The sequence below is a fragment of the Candidatus Acidiferrales bacterium genome, from assembly GCA_035515795.1.
Classification (GTDB): Bacteria; Bacteroidota; Ignavibacteria; order Kryptoniales; family JAKASW01; genus JAKASW01.
Genome location: DATJAY010000035.1, coordinates 77390 through 97072 on the forward strand (window position 1 = coordinate 77390; position 19683 = coordinate 97072).

At 47.4% G+C, this 19683-nt stretch carries 13 protein-coding genes; 5 read left to right on the top strand and 8 right to left on the bottom strand.

What is annotated here, in order from left to right; all coding sequences use genetic code 11:
- Positions 1 to 169: 169 nt before the first annotated feature.
- Positions 170 to 2608 (top strand): PP2C family protein-serine/threonine phosphatase, encoded by a 2439-nt coding sequence (locus tag VLX91_13945; GenBank protein HUI31307.1) that lies wholly within the window; start codon positions 170 to 172, stop codon positions 2606 to 2608.
- 23 nt (positions 2609 to 2631) lie between these two features.
- Here the strand turns inward: VLX91_13945 and VLX91_13950 are convergent, their stop codons facing one another.
- Together VLX91_13950 and VLX91_13955 are read right to left on the bottom strand one after the other, a co-directional pair.
- Complete coding sequence (locus VLX91_13950) at positions 2632 to 3426, bottom strand: inositol monophosphatase family protein (GenBank protein ID HUI31308.1); 795 nt, start codon at positions 3424 to 3426, stop codon at positions 2632 to 2634.
- Positions 3427 to 3715: 289 nt separating this feature from the next.
- Positions 3716 to 6226, bottom strand: coding sequence for an ATP-dependent Clp protease ATP-binding subunit (locus tag VLX91_13955; protein HUI31309.1), 2511 nt, complete (start codon positions 6224 to 6226; stop codon positions 3716 to 3718).
- Between the two features lie 441 nt (positions 6227 to 6667).
- On the opposite strand from VLX91_13955, the gene VLX91_13960 reads away from it, so the two are divergent.
- Complete coding sequence (locus VLX91_13960) at positions 6668 to 7312, top strand: DUF47 family protein (GenBank protein HUI31310.1); 645 nt, start codon at positions 6668 to 6670, stop codon at positions 7310 to 7312.
- Between the two features lie 15 nt (positions 7313 to 7327).
- The gene (locus VLX91_13965; GenBank protein ID HUI31311.1) at positions 7328 to 8317 is read left to right on the top strand and encodes an inorganic phosphate transporter; all 990 of its coding nucleotides are present in this window, start codon (positions 7328 to 7330) and stop codon (positions 8315 to 8317) included.
- Between the two features lie 108 nt (positions 8318 to 8425).
- On the opposite strand, the gene VLX91_13970 is transcribed toward VLX91_13965, so the two are convergent.
- Positions 8426 to 8758: a hypothetical protein gene (locus VLX91_13970; GenBank protein HUI31312.1), complete on the bottom strand. Its 333-nt coding sequence runs from the start codon at positions 8756 to 8758 to the stop codon at positions 8426 to 8428.
- 7 nt (positions 8759 to 8765) lie between these two features.
- Positions 8766 to 11579 carry a DNA polymerase I gene (gene polA / locus VLX91_13975; protein ID HUI31313.1) on the bottom strand — a complete coding sequence of 938 codons (2814 nt, stop codon included), beginning with the start codon at positions 11577 to 11579 and terminating at the stop codon, positions 8766 to 8768.
- A 140-nt stretch (positions 11580 to 11719) separates the two neighbouring features.
- Here polA and VLX91_13980 point away from each other — a divergent pair, with 140 nt between their 5' ends.
- Entirely contained in the window at positions 11720 to 12499 is a 780-nt protein-coding gene (locus VLX91_13980) for a YIP1 family protein (GenBank protein HUI31314.1), read from the top strand.
- A gap of 61 nt (positions 12500 to 12560) precedes the next feature.
- Here VLX91_13980 and VLX91_13985 read toward each other — a convergent pair whose 3' ends face one another.
- Positions 12561 to 13739, bottom strand: coding sequence for an FAD-dependent oxidoreductase (locus VLX91_13985; protein HUI31315.1), 1179 nt, complete (start codon positions 13737 to 13739; stop codon positions 12561 to 12563).
- Positions 13740 to 14023: 284 nt separating this feature from the next.
- On the opposite strand from VLX91_13985, the gene VLX91_13990 reads away from it, so the two are divergent.
- Positions 14024 to 14926, top strand: coding sequence for a translation initiation factor eIF-2B (locus VLX91_13990; protein ID HUI31316.1), 903 nt, complete (start codon positions 14024 to 14026; stop codon positions 14924 to 14926).
- 110 nt (positions 14927 to 15036) lie between these two features.
- Here VLX91_13990 and VLX91_13995 read toward each other — a convergent pair whose 3' ends face one another.
- The 3 genes from VLX91_13995 to VLX91_14005 all read right to left on the bottom strand — a co-directional run bounded on the left by VLX91_13995 (position 15037) and on the right by VLX91_14005 (position 19600).
- A complete protein-coding gene (locus tag VLX91_13995) occupies positions 15037 to 17316 on the bottom strand; it encodes a HAMP domain-containing sensor histidine kinase (protein ID HUI31317.1) in 2280 nt (759 codons plus the stop codon).
- A 52-nt stretch (positions 17317 to 17368) separates the two neighbouring features.
- Positions 17369 to 17749, bottom strand: a complete 381-nt coding sequence (locus VLX91_14000) for a hypothetical protein (GenBank protein HUI31318.1) — start codon at positions 17747 to 17749, stop codon at positions 17369 to 17371.
- Positions 17750 to 17977: 228 nt separating this feature from the next.
- A complete protein-coding gene (locus tag VLX91_14005; protein HUI31319.1) occupies positions 17978 to 19600 on the bottom strand; it encodes an NFACT RNA binding domain-containing protein in 1623 nt (540 codons plus the stop codon).
- Between the last annotated feature and the right edge of the window lie 83 nt (positions 19601 to 19683).

Here is a 19683-nt window from a genome sequence, read left to right on the forward strand (position 1 = left end):
CAACTTTTTTCCGCAGAAACGTAGGCTTAAATGTGAATTCTACTGTTCCGGTTTATTCAGTATTAAGAATATACTTGCGCGGCACTGTAAAGGCAAAACAGAAGCTTGCCTCGATGCCTCCGGGTTTTCATTTGTAATCTTGTATCATCAATACTAAATTCTCTGAAAGATGAAACTCTTAAAATCGCCAGCCTTCCTCTGTTTGACAGCCGTCATCGGCCTCGCAGTTTTTATTTACCTGCTTCCATCCTATTCGACGCTCCGCTCGATCGACAGCAGGCTGACCCGTTCTCAAGTCCGGCAAGATTCAAGGGATGTTGCAAGCCGGATCGGCTTAAGTTTACCAAACGGCTTGATGGAAAGAACCACTTTTGGAACAGATAATGTTGCAATTACATTCCTTCAGAGCAGGGCCGGCATACCTCAGATAAATAAGTTGGTCAGAGATGACTCCATAGCGGTGAACCGCTGGACGGTCGTTTGGTTTGATGGTTCCCAACAAACGGATGAGAGCAGGAGGTTTGAAGTTTCTTTCTCTCAGGCAGGGAAACTGGTATCTTATAGAATTGCGATTCCGGATTCCACGGGCGGAAAATATTTGCGGGAAAATGAGGCGAGAAATGTTCTCGATTCCTGCTGGCAGAATCGCCACCTAGACGTCATCACCGGTATAAATCTGTCAGACTGGAGTTTAAGAACCTCTGAGCCTATACGGTTAGAACGACGACAGGATTGGACATTCACTTTCGTGCGCAAGAACGAAAATGTTTTCGGGCTGACCGAACAGATTTCCGTTCGAACCAGCGGGGACCGGATAATCTCCTACGAAAGATCCTATCAGGTTCCGTCTGAATTCAGTCTTGAGTACAATTCAAGAAGTGCCCCGTTTGTCTTTATTGTTTTTTCGTCATGGGTAATCATATTCATTCTCTTTGCGGCAGGTTTGGTGATTTTTCTAAAGCGATACAACGAAGGTGAGGCGGGAGTCGGATCATCGCTGCAAGTGAGTTCGACATATTACATCATGGCTGCAATATCGATCGTCCTGAGTCTGCCTAATATTTCAAGAGCCGTGCAGATAAGTTCACTAAATTTATTTTATCAGACCATAGTGGTTGCAGTAGCAATGCTCCTTCTATGGATCCCCCTTCAGGCCATCCTTACTTTCTCGGCATGGGGGATCGGGGAATCGTCGGCACGGGCGCAGTGGCCTGAAAAACTTTTTACGTTTGATGCGGCTACACATCTAAGATTCCTCAACGAAAAAGTCGGGGTTTCAATACTTCGCGGGTTCGCATTCAGCGGAATTTTGCTCGGAGTCTATGCCGTCGCACATCCGCTGCTCCACATTTATGCGGTGGATGTAAACATGAGTACCCCGTTAGATACCTATTCACCGACGATTCAATCGATCGCCGATTCATTTGCTGTTGGATTATTCTGTGAGACCCTCTACAGATTCGGGGTGCTTTCGTTTTTTGGAAGAAGGCGGCTCACTACCGGGATGATAGTTTCCGCGGCTCTGTTCATACCATCGGTATTCTATGAGCTTCCCTACGGTGAATACCAGATTTCTACCAGAATATTACTTTCTATCGCATTGTCGGCCGTCATGATTTTATTGTTCTTGAAATACGACTTCCTGACCGTCCTCGTTGTGAGCGTACTCTTCAATTTGGCCCACAACCTGATTCCGATTTTCGGATCGAAAGCATCATACTTCGAGTGGAACTCCGTGATTGCCGCCGCCGTCTTAGTCTTACCGATCATAATTTCATTTGTCGCTCTATGGAAGAAGCAGCATTTCGAATTGACGGTCGATCTTATGCCGAAACACATTCGAAGAATAAGCGAGCGAGAGCGGATGGCGAGGGAATTGGAGATCGCAAAGAACGTACAAATCAACCTTCTGCCGCGAAATAGTCCGTCGGTTCCGCAGTTCGAATTCGGAGGAATCTGCATTCCGGCGCTTGAGGTCGGGGGAGATTACTACGACTTCGTTCGAATGAACAACGGAATGATCGGAGCTACGATTGCGGATGTATCCGGCAAGGGTTTACCTGCGGCGATATACATGACTCTCACGAAAGGGGCCCTCCAGGCCTACGGCGAGGAAGAGCCATCACCCAGAAAAGTATTAAACAGGATTAACTCGATAATTTTCCGATCGGTTGCGCGCGGCATTTTTATCAGCATGATTTATGCTGTGATCGATACCAAAGCCAAGAAGGTTCTCTTCGCAAGAGCAGGACATAATCCGCTGGTATATTTTTCCACTGAAAAAAATGACGTGAGACTTTTATCTCCATCCGGCCTCGCGCTCGGACTGGATAACGGCGATAAATTCGAATCAAGCCTCGAGGAGATGGAAATAGTCTTAAAACCCGGTGATTCCCTTATCTTCTACACGGACGGATTCAGCGAAGCGATGGATCCCAGAGCAAACGAATTCGGCGAAGACAGATTGATGCGGCTTATCGAGTCGACGAGAAGCCTGTCAGTAAAGGAGATGCTGACGAAGATCGAAGACGAGGTAAGGAAATTTGTGAGTGGTGCGCCGCAGCACGACGATATGACAATGCTCGTGGTAAAAGTAAAGCCGGACTAAAATTTCTTGGGAGGAGATCGCTTCTAAAGCTGCGAGAGCTTTCTCAGAATCGCTTCGTGTATGTAAGGATTTGCCGCAACTCCGGTTCGTCCGTAAACCGTGGAGTTCCCCTCAAAGTCCGTAAAAATTCCCCCGGCCTCCTCAACTATGATTTTTATCGCGGCCACATCCCACGGACTGACGATCGGGTCAAGCATGGCCTCCGCTGAACCTTCGACAACGAACGTATAACCGAAGCAGTCGCCGAACCCGCGATCATGGTACGCAGACTTTATGATTTCGTTAAATCCGCTATCGTACTTCGTTCCGAGAAAATAACTCAACCCGCCGAAAATGATCGCCGACCTTTCCAATTCCTTGACCTTGCTGACTCTTATCCTCTCGCGGTTTCTGTATGCTCCGTGTCCCTTGGAAGCATAGTAAATCGTTTTCAGTGCGGGGAGTGCCATGATCCCTGCAACTATTTCTCCTTCGCATTCGAGTCCACAGAGTGTACCCCAATAGGGAATTCCACGTGTAAAATTTCTAGTGCCGTCTACAGGATCGATTATCCACCGCATGGACGTCTCACGGCTCATGCCTTCGCCAAATTCCTCGCCAAAGAAACCATGGGCCGGAAATTTCTTAGACAACTCACCGACAAGGAATTTTTCGCACAACTTATCGGCAACCGTGACCGGGCTTTTGTCGGATTTGTAGCTTACTTTGAGGCGGGAATTAAAATATTTCAGCGTGATGCGCTCCGAATCCTTCACAACCTTCAGAGCGTATTCTAATTCTTTTCCGAATGGATCCCTTCTGGAGAGGTGAGATTTCAATAGCTTCTTATTGAGCGGCTGCTTTTGCTTTGCCCGCCTGAGAACGTCTTGCTTTTATCTTTGCTTTAATTTTCTTTACTTTGCGATGATGTTTTCTTACTGCTGCTTTTGTCTTCTTGTTCATTTTTTTCCTGTAATTTGTCTCTGCTTAACTCATACCAATTTTAACAAAGCCTGGGAGAAAAAACAATCCTGACTATTTACGTCGCAGGATCGAAAGCCCCAAAACAAAAAGCGCTGACAGCCTTTTCAGCCATCAGCGCTGTTATACCTTTTGAAGACGCCCGATCTAGTTGGTACTCACATCGGAAAGATTCGGGTCTTTCGTTTCGGTTTCCGCTTTGAGCTCCGAGAATTTCAATTCGCCGCTCCGCTTGTCGGTCTTTACCCGTACCACCATGCCTTCGACGAAAGTGCCTTTGAGCATTTCTTCGGCAAGCGGGTCTTCCAGATATCGCTGGATCGCGCGGCGAAGCGGTCTAGCTCCAAATGCCGGATCAAATCCTTTCTCTGCGAGGAATTCTTTCGCAGGTTTCGTAAGCTCCAGCTTCACTCCGAGACTTCCGAGCCTGTTCCGCAAACTTTCCGTGTGAATGTCGATTATCTCCTTGATATCCTCGGTCGTAAGCGGCCGGAAAATTATCACATCATCGATCCTGTTCATAAATTCCGGATTAAAGAGTCTCTTCATCGCCTCTTCTATCACATTTTTCATCGAAGTGTATCTATCCTCCGTGCTCGATTGTCCGAATCCGAACGTGCCTGCAGCCTTGATATCCCGCGTGCCGATGTTTGTCGTCATTATCAAAATGACATTCTTGAAATCGACACGTCTTCCCAGGCTGTCAGTTAATATTCCATCATCGAGAACCTGCAGCAAGATGTTGAACACATCGGGATGTGCCTTCTCAATTTCGTCGAGCAAAACGACGCTGTACGGCTTGCGGCGAACTTTCTCCGTGAGCTGTCCGCCTTCTTCATAGCCGACATACCCCGGAGGAGCGCCCACAAGACGGCTGACGTTAAACTTCTCCATGTATTCAGACATATCGATTCTCACGAGGGCGTCTTCCGAGTCGAACAAATATTTTGCGAGCGCCTTCGCGAGCTCGGTTTTTCCAACGCCGGTGGGACCCGCGAAAATAAATGAGCCGATAGGCCTCTTAGGATCTTTCAATCCCGCACGTGCTCGTCTGATCGACTTGGTAAGTTTTTCAACCGCCTCTTTCTGTCCGACGACGACTTTATTCAATTCGTCCGTCATCTTCAGCAGTTTCACCGATTCGCTCTCGGCAATCTTGTTGACCGGGATCCCGGTCATCATCGCGACGACGTCCGCAACGTGGTCCGCAGTTACCTCATGCACCGTTGTTTCGGCCTTCAACTCCCACTCGCGCTTTGCAATCTCTAGATCTGAGAGGTATTTCTTTTCGAGGTCTCTCAGTCGAGCGGCTTCCTCAAAGTCCTGCGTCTTCACAACTTTGTTCTTCTGCTGTTTTATCTTCTCAATTTCTTCTTCGAGCTCGACTATTTCTTTCGGAGCAATAATGTTTGCAAGATGAATTCTAGATCCAGCTTCGTCCATGACATCGATCGCTTTGTCGGGCAGGAATCTATCGGTCATGTAACGATCGCTCAGCTTCACTGCTGCCTCTATCGCGGCATCGGCGTACCGAACGTTATGATGCTCCTCATATTTCTGTTTAATGTTGTTCAAAATCTGCATGGTTTCCAGAACCGTGGTGGGTTCCACCATGATTTTCTGGAACCGGCGGTCGAGCGCACCATCTTTCTCTATATACTGCCTGTAATCGTCGAGAGTCGTGGCACCGATGCATTGTATCTCGCCTCTTGCCAGTGCGGGCTTGAACATGTTCGACGCGTCCAGCGAGCCCGACGCGCCTCCCGCCCCGACTATCGTATGGAGTTCATCTATAAATAGAATTACGTCTTTTGCCTTCTCAAGTTCATTGAGGACCGCTTTCATTCTTTCCTCGAACTGCCCGCGATATTTTGTTCCCGCAACAAGCGCCGCCAAGTCGAGCGTAACGACACGCTTGTTGTGTAGAACACGCGAAACCTTTTTCTGTACGATCCGGAGTGCAAGGCCTTCCGCAATCGCAGTCTTGCCGACGCCGGGTTCGCCGATTAAAACCGGGTTATTCTTTTTTCTTCTTGCAAGAACCTGCGCGACGCGCTCGATTTCTTTTTCGCGGCCTATGATCGGATCAAGTTTATCTTCCACGGCAAGTTTCGTCAGATCTCTCCCAAAATTATCGAGAACGGGTGTCTTCGATTTTTCAGCCTTTCGTCCTTCGGTTCCCGGTCCATGCTGTGCTGCCTGCGCCGCCGGCTGGGATGGTCTGCCGTTGATAATGTTGTCCAGCTCCTGGCGAACACTGTCGTAAGTAACGTTAAACTGATGGAGAATCTGCGAGGCGACATTGTCATCGTCTCTCAACAAAGACAAGAGCAAATGCTCGGTTCCAATCACGTCGGACTTGTAAAGCTTCGCTTCCAAGTATGTGATCTTCAAAACTTTTTCCGCCTGCTTTGTCAGAGGAATGTTTCCGATGGTCAGCGTACCCCCCGAAGTGCGGACCGTGTCCTCAACTGCTTTCTTCAGCTTATACAAATCGACCCCGAGGTTCCTGAGGATCTTGACGGCTATGCCTTCGCCTTCGCGTATGATGCCGAGGAGAAGATGTTCCGTTCCGATAAAGTCGTGCCCCAGTCGCAGCGCCTCTTCACGGCTTAGCCTGATAACATCCTGCACTCGATTAGAAAAATTGCCTTCCATTTCAAACCTGGTATTTTAGTTCCATATTAACTTTAACACTTTCGTATCCCGGCGAGTTTCAAGCCGCGTTTCAAGACGGCGCCAATCACACATATAATTTAAAGTAGCATCAACCTATTATCAATGAATCAGAAAAATGCTCAATTGCAATTTCGTTACTCTTTTAATTTCGGAATATGGCTGACAAAATCAAGTCAGCTATCTTAACAATTCCCTCCAGGACAAATTTGAGGCCCTCGCCGATTTACACCGGCTTCCGGAAGAAAACAGACACTCCCATTCTAGCCTAAATAGGCTCAATTAGAAGAATTGATTCCTTTGAATATTCGGCAGACACAATTAAATTTCAACGCTTCGAATCCCCGTCCCAACGGTATCCCCCGGGACAGACTCTTGGGACACTCACGAGGATAAATTAAATCTTTGAACGGTGACATATAAGTGAAAATTGACAGGCTAATTCAAATTCTCCTACCTCACGACGAAAAATTTTACAGGTTGTTTGAGGAATCGACAAGATTATTGCTCAAAGCGTCGATCGCATTGAAGAAATTATCGGACGCTGATGCAGCAACAACCCAAGCTCTGGTTAAAGAAATCGAAAACCTTGAACATCAGGCAGACGAAGTCACGCACGAAATCTTCGGCGAGTTAAACGCGACATTCGTTACTCCGTTTGACCGCGAAGATATCCACGAGCTGGCATCGTCGCTCGACGATATCATGGACTTCATAAATGGCAGTGCATCCCGCCTGACCTTATACAATGTGAAAGTCGATTCGCAATACATGCGCAAGCTGATGGAAATTATTCAGGAGCAGGTCGAGGTCATCGGAAAAGGAATTCCGTTTCTCAGGGATTTTAAAGACTCGGACTCGCTTCAAGAGATTTTAAGAAAAGTAAACGAATATGAGAACGAAGCCGATTCGGTATTCGAGCTTGCGGTGGCCGACCTCTTTGAAAATGAGAAGAACGTCATCGAGCTTATAAAGAAGAAGGAGATACTGGTAGGATTGGAGACCGCAACCGATAAATGCGAAGACGTCGCCAACGTCCTAGAGTCCATCTTGATAAAACATGCCTGATTCCATTTTCGCCTGATGCTCCTTCTCGTCACTTCCATAATACTGGTCGCACTTGTTTTCGATTTCCTGAATGGCTTTCACGATTCCGCAAATTCAATAGCGACCGTAGTTTCGACCCGCGTGCTCTCACCGCGAAAAGCCGTGGCGTGGGCGGCATTCTTTAATTTCGTGGCTGCATTCATGTTTACATTGAAAGTTGCAGGCACGCTTGGCAAGGGGCTCGTCCAATTGAACGACGTCACCGTTTATGTCATACTTGGTGGGCTGTGCGGCGCCATTATATGGGATCTGATAACATGGTACTACGGCCTGCCGACAAGCTCATCGCACGCTCTGATGGGAGGATATGCCGGTGCCGCAATCGCGAAAGCCGGTTTCTCCGCAATAATTCCTCATGGATGGATTCCTACACTGATATTTATAGTGGTCGCCCCCGTGATGGGTCTTGTGGTGGCTTTTCTTCTGATGGCCATTGTAATGTGGCTTTTCCACAAAAGGTCCTCTACCAAAGTAAACAGAGGCTTCCGAAGACTGCAGCTACTTTCGGCGGCATTTCTCAGCTTGGGCCATGGTACAAACGACGCGCAGAAAACCATGGGAATCATAACTGGGCTTCTCGTCACCTCAGGCTATCTCACCACTTTCCATGTGCCAATCTGGGTCGTGCTCACCTGCCATTTTGCAATTGCCATGGGCACGCTATTGGGTGGATGGAGGATCGTGAAGACGATGGGACAGAAGATCACGAAACTCCGGCCCGTCGATGGCTTTTGCGCTGAGACTGCAGGTGGAATCACTCTTCTAATTGGAACATTTCTCGGCATTCCAATTAGCACGACGCACACAATTAACGGTGGAATAATGGGAGTCGGTGCAACGAACCGCCTCTCCGCTGTGCGATGGGGAGTCGCTGGCAATATAATTATTGCATGGCTCCTTACGATCCCAATGTCGGCGCTGATCGGTGCCGGTACTTACAAAGTCATATCGCTTTTCATAAAATAGAGGAACTCAGGCCAACCGGTATCCTCAAAATCTGTCCCTTGTGCTCAACGTGAAATTGTCCTGCCCGTCCCGGTGTTCCCGATTCAACGAACTAACCGCTTCGTGCCCTCATATTGATTTCGATCTTCTCAACTGAGCATTTTTATTTTTCCCCCGCGTTACACGATGCTTTGTCACGAGCTCAGAAAATTCTCTTACCGCTGCTTCGCCGTAGACCGGCTGAACGTATTGCGAATGTTTCGGAAACGCCTTGGCTGATCTGAACCCGGCGATCTTTAACAAACTTCTGATTTCCATCAGCTCTCTTCTGTTCGCCGCGACGAGGCGGACTTCGTAACCTTTCTTATATTTTTGCCTCAATTTTTTGCGACGCTCTTTATCCGGAAGACGGAAATAGCCGTTGCGCAAAAAATATTTCAAAAGTTCGGTCTCGGCTTTCATTGTCCCGTCAGTGCGCATCCAGCCAGTTCGGTCCCGTGCCGACCTCGACATCAACAGGCACACTCAGCTTCATTGCAGTTTTCATCCTGTCGGTTACAAGCTTTTCCAGTTCCTTCACTTCGCTCTTTGGCGACTCGAAAACCAATTCGTCATGCACTTGCAGTAACATCCGCGATTTCATGTCCTTCTTCTTCATCTCGTGGTGGATTGCGATCATGGCAAGCTTGATCATGTCTGCGGCGGTTCCCTGTATCGGCATGTTGATCGCCTGTCTCTCTTCAGCCATTCTCACGGCAGAATTTTTGCTGTTGATGTTGGCGAGGTACCGGCGTCTTCCGAGAAGCGTCTCGACGTATCCATGCTTGCGCGCAAATTCAAGCGTACTGTTTATATATTCACGAACCCGCGGGAATCTCCGAAAATATGTATCGATCACGTCCTTGGCTTCACCCTGCGAAATTCCCAGACGAATTTTTAATCCATACGGACCGATCCCGTACAGCAGCCCGAAGTTTACTTCCTTCGCTTTGCGGCGCATATCGGAAGTGACCTCGTCGGTGGGAACGCCGAACACTTTTGAAGCTGTAGTCCGGTGGATATCTTCGTGCTTATTGAACGCGTCGATCAAGCCTTCGTCTTTGCAGATGTGTGCCATGATACGAAGCTCGATCTGCGAATAGTCAGCAGAAACCATCACCCACCCCTTTTCACCCGGCACAAACGCTTTCCTGATTTCCTTTCCCATCTCACCCCGAATGGGAATGTTTTGCAGGTTTGGATCTGCGGAGCTGAGTCTTCCGGTAGCCGCCACCGTTTGATTGAACGAAGTGTGGACTCTTCCGGTCCGCGGATTTATCAAAGTCGGAAGCACATCTACGTATGTCGATTTCAGCTTCGTCACTTTTCTATAGGTGAGAATTTTCTCCGCAATCGGATGCTCTGCGCCCAACTCTTCGAGCACGAAAACGTCTGTCGAATATCCTGTTTTTGTTTTCTTAGTAGGGGCTATCTTCATCTTCTTGAACAAGATTTCTCCGAGCTGCTTTGGAGAATTAATGTTGAATTCTTCGCCGGCAAGTTTGTAGACCTCGTCACCAAGGTTTTCGATCATTCGTTCCAGCTCTTTCGAAATTTGCCCGAGTATCTCCGTATCGATCTTCACGCCGGTTCTCTCCACCTCCGCAAGAACCTCGATCAGTGGAAATTCCACCTTTTCGCACAGGCCAAGCAGATTTGATTTCTCCAATTTCTTCTGGAGAACATCTCTCAGCTGCAATGCAACATCGGCATCTTCGCCCGAATATTCCGCGACCACTTCCGGCGAAACCTCGCTCATGTTTATTTGATTTTTCCCTTTGCCGATCAGCTCCTCGATCGCTATCGGCTTGTATCCCAGATATTCTTTCGCGAGCGCGTCGAGGTTGTGCTGTCCGTCCGGACTAACGACATATGCTGCAACCATGGAATCGAAAGCAACTCCCTGAGTCGTGACGCCATAGTTGGAAAGTATCAGCATATCGTATTTCAAATTCTGTCCGACCTTTTTGATCTTTGACGATTCAAAAATTGGCTTCAATAATTTGACAGCATCTTTGACGCTGACACCACGTCTGGCCTCACCGCCCGAGAAGAGATCCCCGCCGTCGGAGGCTACGCTGACATAATATGCCTCGCGCGGCTTTACCGACAAAGAAATCCCCACCAAATCGGCAAGAAGAGCGTTCGTCCCTGTCGTCTCCGTATCCATCGAGACGAACTCCGACTTCTTCAATTTCTCCACCAACTTTTGAAGATCGGATAAATCGGTTATGAGCTTGTATGAATGCTTGACACTTGATACATCTTTATAATTTCCATCCTCGAACCGGACTTCAGTAACTGAAGGTTCACCTGCGGTTTCCTTTTCCTCCTCTGCCGGTTCTTTTGTCTTCTCCGACGGTGCAGGAATCATTTGCTGTGCCCTCTTGATGAGCGAGCGAAATTCCAGCTCATTGAAAATCTTTGTGACCTCAGCACCGTCGGTATTTTTTTCTTTTAGCGAATGAAAATCGACGCCGAGCGGCACGTCCGTTTTTATCGTGACCAATTTCTTCGAGAGAAGTGCCATATTCTTTCCTTGCTTCAACTTTTCCTGAAGAGCCGGCTTTTCAATCTTGTCTGCACTCGCCAGTAATTTCTCCAGCGTGCCATATTGTTGAATCAAGGGAATTGCCGTCTTATCGCCGATCCCTTTGATGCCGGGGACATTGTCCACCGCGTCGCCCGTCAACGCCATAACATCGATCACCTGCGACGGCTTCACTCCGAATTTTTTCTCGACACCCTTTTCATCGACTATCTCGACCTCCATCCCGCTCTTTCCCGGCTTATACATTTTTATTCTCGGAGTTACAAGCTGCATAAAGTCTTTGTCACCCGTCACCATGAAGACATCGATGTTTTCCTTTGCGGCAAGCTGTGCAAGCGTTCCGATGAGGTCGTCGGCTTCATAGCCTGCCTTTTCAAGTGTCGGCACACCGAAAGCGTTCAGCATTCTCTTTATATGCGCCAACTGGCCGATCATCTCTTCAGGCATCTTTTCTCGAGTGGCTTTGTATTCCGGATATTCTTTGTGGCGGAACGTCGGTTCGCCCGTATCGAAGACGGCCACCAGGTAATCCGGCTTTTCATCGCCTATAATTTTCATCAGATAATTTGCAAAGCCGAACGCCGCGCTCGTGTTCTGGCCTTTCGAATTGATGAGGGGGTGGCTGATCATCGCGAAATATGCGCGATAAGCGAGTGCTGTTCCGTCGAGTATAAAAAATCTTTTTGCGGCCACTGGAAACTCCTGTTTTCAGCCAAAGGCTGATGCGCCTCTGGCGCAGAATCAATTTAGCAAAGATTGCGATTCAGTGGAAGCCAAGCACAGTTTGAACTTAACACAACTCTAATCTATCTTAAAACAAAAAAGGAGGACTGATGTCAGAACAAACTGGTACTTCGGATCATTCCCAGGCTAATCAACCTGATGGCCAAGAGAAATTATCCTTTATGGATAAAGCAGCAGGAGTCTTTTACGAGCCGTCGAGAGTCTTTCAGGCTTTGAAAACCTCTCCCGTAAAGGTCGCAGATTGGCTTGTCCCGGTGGCGCTTCTGGCAATCGTCATCGGTGTCTCGACTTATGTGAGGTTTAGCTCGCCCGATCTCCGTTTCCAGATGGCACAACAGCAAGAACAGCGGTTTGACAAGATGGTGAATGAAGGGAAAATGACTGCCGACCAGGCAGAGCAGGCCAAGGAAAGGATGGAAAACGGATCATCCGCGTTCATGGGAATCGGGATATTCGGAGCAGTTGTCGCAACGTTTATAATTTTCTTTGCTGCTGCAGGAGTATGGGTCCTTATCGGAAAGATAATCTTGAAGGGAGACGTGAATTATTCCCAGATGATGGGAGTTGCTGGCCTTGCAAGCTGGATCTCGGTAGTGGGCGTAATATTGTCGATAGTCATTACCGTCGTTCTCTCCAGACTCGACGGAGGTTTGCATCTGGGAATGTTCATGCAGATGTCTTCCGACAAGACTTATTCACTCTTGAGAAGTGCCGACCTCTTTGCGATCTGGAATCTCGCTGCATCTTCGATTGGGATTGGAACTCTTTCGGGCAAAAAAGGATTTTTGCCCGCTGCTTGGGTATTTGGAATATGGATCGTGATAGTTTTGATTGCCGTATTTGTATTCGGCGGCATGTACGGAGGTTGAGCCCTGTCGATAGTTTTAGAGAACCAAAAGGCAGAAGAAAAAACTTCTGCCTTTTTCTCACTCAATCTCTTATCAAGCCCTTGAGAGAATCCGGCGCGAACTTTTTCTTCGACGTTATCAGCTCACGGGCGGTATCGACCATTCCCCAGGTGTTCCACAATAGTACGCCTCTGACGACTCCGTCCTTGCCGTAATAAATGACGCCTTTGCGAAATTCTTCTTCCCAATCTTCAAATATCTCAAGCCGGGAATCAGGCTCTCCGACAGCTTCGTATCCAAGCTCGAATAAGTCCGAATAGAAAAATGGAAGATGATGGTACGGCTCGGACGAACCGGCCATGTTATGACCTGCAATTTTGCCCATTGTGTTTGCATTGTCTTCATGCTCGACTCTCATGCGCTTGTCCAAGGCAAGGCTGAAAAAATTTGCGACGTCGCCGGCAGCATAAATATCATGGTTGCTCGTCCTCAAAAACTCATCCACAATAATCCCATTGTCGGCAGCGAGTCCGCCCGACTTTGCAAGTTCGTCGTTTGGAATTATTCCAAGACCGGCGACTACGGCGTCCGCCGAAATTCCTCCGCCTTTATTCGATTTCACCAAAAGTCTGCCATCTTTATTGTCGATGTTCATCACGGATGCGCCGGATATAACGTTGACTCCTTTTTCTTTATAAAATGAATTCAAAAATAAGGATAGACCGCGCGGATAAGATCTCGATCCGATTCCTTCTTCCGGAAAGATCATCGTGACGTTTTTTTCGTTCATCGCGAGAGCGGCGGCGATTTCTGAACCTATGAAGCCTCCTCCGATCACGACGAAATCCATGGCATGCCCCGAAAGATCGCGAAGCGTCTCATAATCATCGAAAGTCCGAAAATAAATGATGTCGTCCCCGCCGAACGGAAGTTTTCTCGGTCTCCCTCCGGTTGCCAGAAGAAGTTTCTCATAGTGGTACATTCCGCCATCGGTAATCTTCACGGTATTCTTAGTGACATCCAGCGACATGACAGCGGTGGATTTGAAAAAATCGACGTTATCATCTTCAATTTTTCTCCAAATTGAATCGATAGGGTCGCCTTTCCAAAGGGCTTTCGATAACGGCGGACGATTATAAGGCAGATTTTTTTCCTCGCTGAAAACCGCAATGGTTCCCGATTTGTCAACCTCTCTTATTCCTTTTATTGCAGATTCAGCTGCCATTCCGCCGCCGACAATCACATATTTATAGTCAGTCATTGCTCTCCATCGTTGCAGTATTATGGTATGATTAATACTCAAAACATTAAAGGGAGCGATAAGTTCCATGACGATGAAAGCCATGGCAAGTCAATCAGCCTCCTGAAAATTTCAACGTAGGCAGTCGGCGGAGGCTCAGCCGAAGTGATTGAAATCTCCAACAAGCTTCATGGAAACAAGTTACTTTGTGGTTTTGAATACAGCTTCAAATGGAAATGGCTCGCTGCGTGGCTCGCGGGAATCTTGCAATTTCGCCGGCTGGACTTTAAACTTAATCGTTTCTTATGAAGCCGGAACTACTCGAACGTGCCAATCGAATTGCAGCCGACAACATTTCAAGCCAGCAGCAAATTTTGAAAGACATGCTGGATTTGCTCATGAATTTTTCGGCCCAGGATGCCTACGCTCTGAATTTCATTCAAGATCTGAAATTGTTGTCCACAGCAATTGCCAATGCGCAATTACAGATGTCTGCTTTGTCCAACATGTGCCGGCTTATTGTCTCCGCCTCCGACAAACTGAAACCCGGCGACATCAACACCTATCTGAAGAACCTTTGGGACAAGATTGAGAATTCGTCATCCATTGCAGCCTCTAAAGCTTCGAAGCTGATTTCGGACGGAAAAAGCTATGCGACCATAAGTCAAAGTGAGTTTGTCACAAAAACGTTTGAGCGGGCGTCATCCGAGAACAAACATGTCACGATTTTTGTCATGGAATCACGCCCGCTGTTTGAGGGAAGGCAGACGGCGCGAGCGCTCACTAAGATGGGTCACCGTGTTATACTCCTTTCGGACGCGTCGATAGGATTTTTCATTAACGAGATTGATTCCGCCTTCGTCGGCGCCGACTCAATCCTCTCAGACGGCACGCTCATCAACAAAATCGGGTCTTATCCCCTGGCGGTATGCTGTGCCGATGCCAAAAAGAAATTCTACGCTGTGACAAGCGTATTGAAATACGATTCCGAAAAAACATCCGATGACTTCGTCAACAAAGAAGAAAGCGCCGACGAGATTTGTGCCAACCCGGAATTCTCGGAAGGGACTTGCGGCGAAGTTAGAAATTTCTATTTCGATAAGATCAAGCCTGAACTCGTCACCGCAATTATAACGGAGACCGGAAGCATTTTTCCTTCTTCGGAGCTTGCCGACTTGAATTCCGCAATGCGGGAAATTTACGGCTAATCATTTAAGGTGTTAGAAATTTCACGGGATCAGACAGGCCAAATTAAGAGCCGGCGTCACCCACCATACACAGGGCAACACCGGCTCGAGGGGGCGAAAGCGAAGTTTTCCTAGGATAGTCGTTGGGATGTGTCGGCTCTATTCAAAGATGCCTCCTCGGGATCCTTGACGTTCGGTAATTTATACTCAGGTAAATATACCACCACGGTTGTCCCGACTCCTTGAGTGCTGTCTACCCAGATGGCACCGCCGTGAAGTTCCACGAACTTTTTGGTCAGAGCGAGTCCAAGCCCGGTTCCGCCATTGTCGCCGCCTAGTTGAACGAAAGGTTTGAACAATTTGTCAAGATCATCTCTTTTAATCCCGATTCCATTATCTATAACCTTTATCTCTATCCCGTCGGCAGATTTCACCGCCTCAAGTTTTACGATATCATTTTCGCAGCTGAAGGTGATCGCATTGTTTAAAAGGTTATAAAGTATCTGCTTGAATTTTACCTGGTCCGCGACGAGCGTACTCAGCCCTTCTTCAAGTTTTACCTCCAGTTGAATTTGCTTCCTGTCGAGCATCGGCTTTAAAATTCTCCTGATGCTTTCTACAACCTCGGAAATGGAAAACTCCTGCGGATCCAGCTTCATTTTGCCCGTTTCGACCTTTGCAAGATCAAGAATGTCGTTTATCAGACTCAACAAGTGATCTCCTGCGGTCACAATGTTGCCACTGAATTCATTAAGAAGTTCATGTGAAAGTTCCGGCGACTCGTCGTGGATGATATTTGCAAAACCGATAATTGAATTGAGCGGCGTCCGTATTTCATGGCTCATGTTCGCCAGGAATTCCGATTTGGAGCGATTCGCTTTGTCCGCCCGTTCCGCTTCCGACGCTACTTTTGCTATCTGAAAACGAATGTCGTTGACTTCTCTCTTAATCAACTCGTGGGCTTCCAATATTTTTGTTCCGGCAATAATAAGTTCGACCTCCTCCTCGCTCGGTCGCAGAGCAATGAGTGCCCCGGTGACCGCATCCTGATGCCTCATCGGAATAACCAAGTAACCCTGATAGTTTATGAGGTCGCGAGACGGCAAATCTTCAAAAATAAGCTGCGGAATATTTATGACAAACCCGGCCCTCTCCGTCAAATGGAAGGAGGATGAATCCTCATTTTTCTTTGCTAATGTTATCCCGTCGGATCGGGTTGCATCTCTTAATTCTTTGAGGTACGAGCGCATGTCGCCGGTTTTGAAAAGACGTTCCGCCGCGTTGATCAATTGACGATAAGACCAGATCAAGAGTTGAGAATTTTCCACCGGTTCGAAAACGATCACAAGTGAATTCTCTTCGGCCTTCACGACAGTTAACTTTGCGCGCACTTTGATTCCGTCACGCCTCATGTAAAAGAAATCAGCCATGGAATGGAACGGCGGTGCAGGAGAGTCTTTCGCTCCGTCGGTTCTCAATGCCGTTGATAGAATCTCGTCGACTTCCTCCGACTGAGCATTTGAGCCGGCAAGGCCGAAAATCCTGTAGAAAGCTTTGTTGACAGTCGTAATCCTGAATTCCCTGTCGTGCTTATGATCATCTTTTTCTAAAACCACAACTCCAAGGTTGAGATCGTCGATGGCGCGGAAAAGAAGATTCTCCAGCTTCCCGTTTGTCGTGGAGACAATTTGATCAACCTCATTTGTAGAAAACAATGAGAATAATCCCTCGCCTATTTTCTGAATAACAACCCTCCGTAGTCTTTTCCCGTCATCTCCGTTCGGAAAAGTCTGAGAAATACTGTCTCTCTTCGATTCGATTAACTCAGAAACACTCTTGACCAATTCCGTCCCGGCCAACGTCTGAAAATCAAAGTCGAAGTTTTCATTCTTGAGAATTATTTTCCCTTTCTCATCAATAATGGCACACGGAATATCAGCACACTGGAAAGCGGTCTTTACAGTCTTACTCACCTTGTCGAGCAGGCATCTCGAAATCTTGTCCCGGACCAATTCCTGGATTTGCCAATGTTCGCTGTGTGACAGTGAAAAGTTTGTATGAAGTTCGACCCTGCACGAGAAGTCTTCATCATCCACCACGAATGCAAACGGTACGTCACTCTTATCAGTTTCGATTCCATCCCCATCTATCGTGGATGAAAAATCGCCGAAGATTTTCCCGTGTAATTCTATCTTTCCCTTTTTTGCATAATAAGCACTTGCCAATGAGGCCAAAATCTCATTCAAGGCTGTTTGGATAGGCAACCCGTTTATGATTCTAAGGCCGGCTACCGCTTTGATCCTTCTCGCGGCTTCTAATTCCGATTCAATCTTACTCTGTCTCTTGACATATCCGTAGACGAACGTGAGCAAGAGTGAAAGAGCGACGGAAATCAATAGAATTTCGTACATGTTTCGCCTCCTCTACGCCAAAGGCACATCTGCCCTCGGCTAAATGTTCAGTTCAACTGGAGTACTCAAGCGCGTCTATGATCCAGTTGAAATAATTCTTGCGCAGGAGTTTCTCCGCGGCTATTCTGACTTTTTCCGATTCCACGTTTGGTTCGCTCTCTTCACCGCACGCCGACAACTTCGTATTCCCGATTTGAATATATTCAGGATCAATGACCAGGGTTGGCAAATGATGTCTCACCGTCGCAACCCTCTTATCGTTTAAGAACTGTGAATCCACGACAAGCAGATCGATATGATTTGTGAACGGGATTGTTTCATTTAAGCTGCCAACAAATTCGAGTTCGTACTTTGGACGCTGAAATGCTTCAGAGACAATTCTCACTGTCTCCGGATTTTCAACGAATGCGAGTGTTCTACATACAAATGACATGTTTCTCCTTTGTATCCAACCCTTGCAAAAGTGTGCCACATTATAGCGATCTCCGGATGTGCCGGACAACCATTTAACTCACTGGAAATGTGAGAGTTACATTTGCAGCCAGAGTACGAAGGGATTTGAAAATCTTAGAAGGGTTGTAAAGTTGACGGGAAGTCTGAAAAAATTACCACGACTGGACCATGATCTACTTCATGGCTCGGGGTCTCAGAAAAGATCAAGTCAAAGCGGAATACCCGGCTTGACGAAAATCACCTCTTCGCGGTCCAGCAAGACTGCGCCGGGCTGACCTTTTGCTTTCTTCACAAATTTTCTCATAGTGTATGCGACCGGCACGATTCCGCTTGTCCTTGCTTTACTGTAATGCGCAGCGATGCTTGCGGCAAACTGCAAAATCGGCTTTTGTGGAAACTCACGCGATGGATTTCTTATTATGACATGCGATCCTGAAACGCCGCGAGCGTGAAGGAAAACGTCGTTGGGCTTTGCAAATCCGAAGGTAAGTTCGTCGTTATTCTTTGCATCTTTCCCGACGTAAATTCTGTACCCGCTTCGTTCGAATTCACGAAATGGAGAGTGCTTTTCATATCCGACCGCCTTTTCCTCTCTCAGCGAGCTCAGAGAATCGACGTCGTCCTGATGCACCACCTCGTCCAACAGAGTTTCAGCCTCACGCAGTTCTTCGGCTATAACTTTTTTTCTCTCCTTCGCTTGTCGCAAAGACTCACGGGCGCGTTTGGCTTTATCGAAATAGTTCTGTGCATTCCGGACAGGTTTCAACGAGGGATCGAGCTTGATCTCCTCTTCATTTTCTTCGATAAAGACCGATGTATCTCCTTTTTTGATATCGGCAACATGGCACATGACGTATTCTCCGAAAGCCTGATATCTTGCGGCGCGATCATCTGCCAAATCCGATTCGATCTTCGCCAGAGTTCGTTTGAGGGAACTGATTTTCCGGCTCAACTTTCCAAGCACTTCGGTCTTGATATCGGCGATCTTTTTGCTCTTGCCTGCACGAATTACGAAGTTGCGTATACATTCATTCACCGAATTGTATTCTTCAAACTTTTGTGCTTGCAGGTGTCTCAGCTCGATAAGTCCGAATGCGCTTCCGATCTGCCCGGAAAAATATATGCGAGGCGAAGGGGTTAAGAGTTCTCTGTGAATGCCGGAAAGTATCCTATCGAGAATTTCAAAATCGATTTGAGCATTCGGCCGTCTAAGATCACGCCTCCCCGAATCGTCAATTGTGCCCCCCACCGACAAATCATACCTATACAGAATTTCGCGCGCAAGCATTGAATCGACGGTCGGGATGCATTGGGACAGCTGTTGAAGAGCGTTGCCCGTTACACTCATGAATCTTGAACGCAAGTCGATGACATCTCCCGGAAAACCGATTGAATTGACCTCGAAAGGAAGTTTCTTTCCGACCTTAGTAGATGGTTTCAAAAAGGAATTGATAATAACTCTGTCTAGATCAGCATGATAAATATTTGCCGCCGCGCCGAACAAATTGACCTGGAGGAAATTGCCATCATCAAATTCAAAACGGAGTTGTCTCTCGTTGGAAATTGCTTTGATTGCAATCACCACATTTCCGAGGACTTCAGGAAGGACATTGGCACCCTTTAGTTTTCCGCCGGCGGAACCTTCCATATAAATGAAATTCATTTGCGGTTGACAGGAGATTACCAGTCCGGCGGCGTTGCCATGTTGCGTTTCCAAAAGAATATCGAGGGTACGATCTGAGCGAGTCGAAGCTTGCAGGATCCTGGCTCCCGATAATGAGCTGCCGAATTCCTTCGAAAGATGAAACAGTGTATAATAGTTGTTAAGCATCGTGTCAAATACAATTATAAATCTTCAATTTTACGAATGCTTCGGGCCAGGTCCCGCCAAGAGTATTTCACATTCGGGATCAC

Coding starts and splice junctions, on each gene's coding strand:
- VLX91_13955 (HUI31309.1), bottom strand. CDS start 6,226: ATGGAAGGCAATTTTTCTAATCGAGTGCAGGATGTTATCAGGCTAAGC.
- VLX91_13990 (HUI31316.1), top strand. CDS start 14,024: ATGAAGCCGGAACTACTCGAACGTGCCAATCGAATTGCAGCCGACAAC.
- VLX91_13945 (HUI31307.1), top strand. CDS start 170: ATGAAACTCTTAAAATCGCCAGCCTTCCTCTGTTTGACAGCCGTCATC.
- VLX91_13985 (HUI31315.1), bottom strand. CDS start 13,739: ATGACTGACTATAAATATGTGATTGTCGGCGGCGGAATGGCAGCTGAA.
- VLX91_13965 (HUI31311.1), top strand. CDS start 7,328: ATGCTCCTTCTCGTCACTTCCATAATACTGGTCGCACTTGTTTTCGAT.
- VLX91_14005 (HUI31319.1), bottom strand. CDS start 19,600: ATGCTTAACAACTATTATACACTGTTTCATCTTTCGAAGGAATTCGGC.
- VLX91_14000 (HUI31318.1), bottom strand. CDS start 17,749: ATGTCATTTGTATGTAGAACACTCGCATTCGTTGAAAATCCGGAGACA.
- VLX91_13980 (HUI31314.1), top strand. CDS start 11,720: ATGTCAGAACAAACTGGTACTTCGGATCATTCCCAGGCTAATCAACCT.
- VLX91_13970 (HUI31312.1), bottom strand. CDS start 8,758: ATGAAAGCCGAGACCGAACTTTTGAAATATTTTTTGCGCAACGGCTAT.
- VLX91_13995 (HUI31317.1), bottom strand. CDS start 17,316: ATGTACGAAATTCTATTGATTTCCGTCGCTCTTTCACTCTTGCTCACG.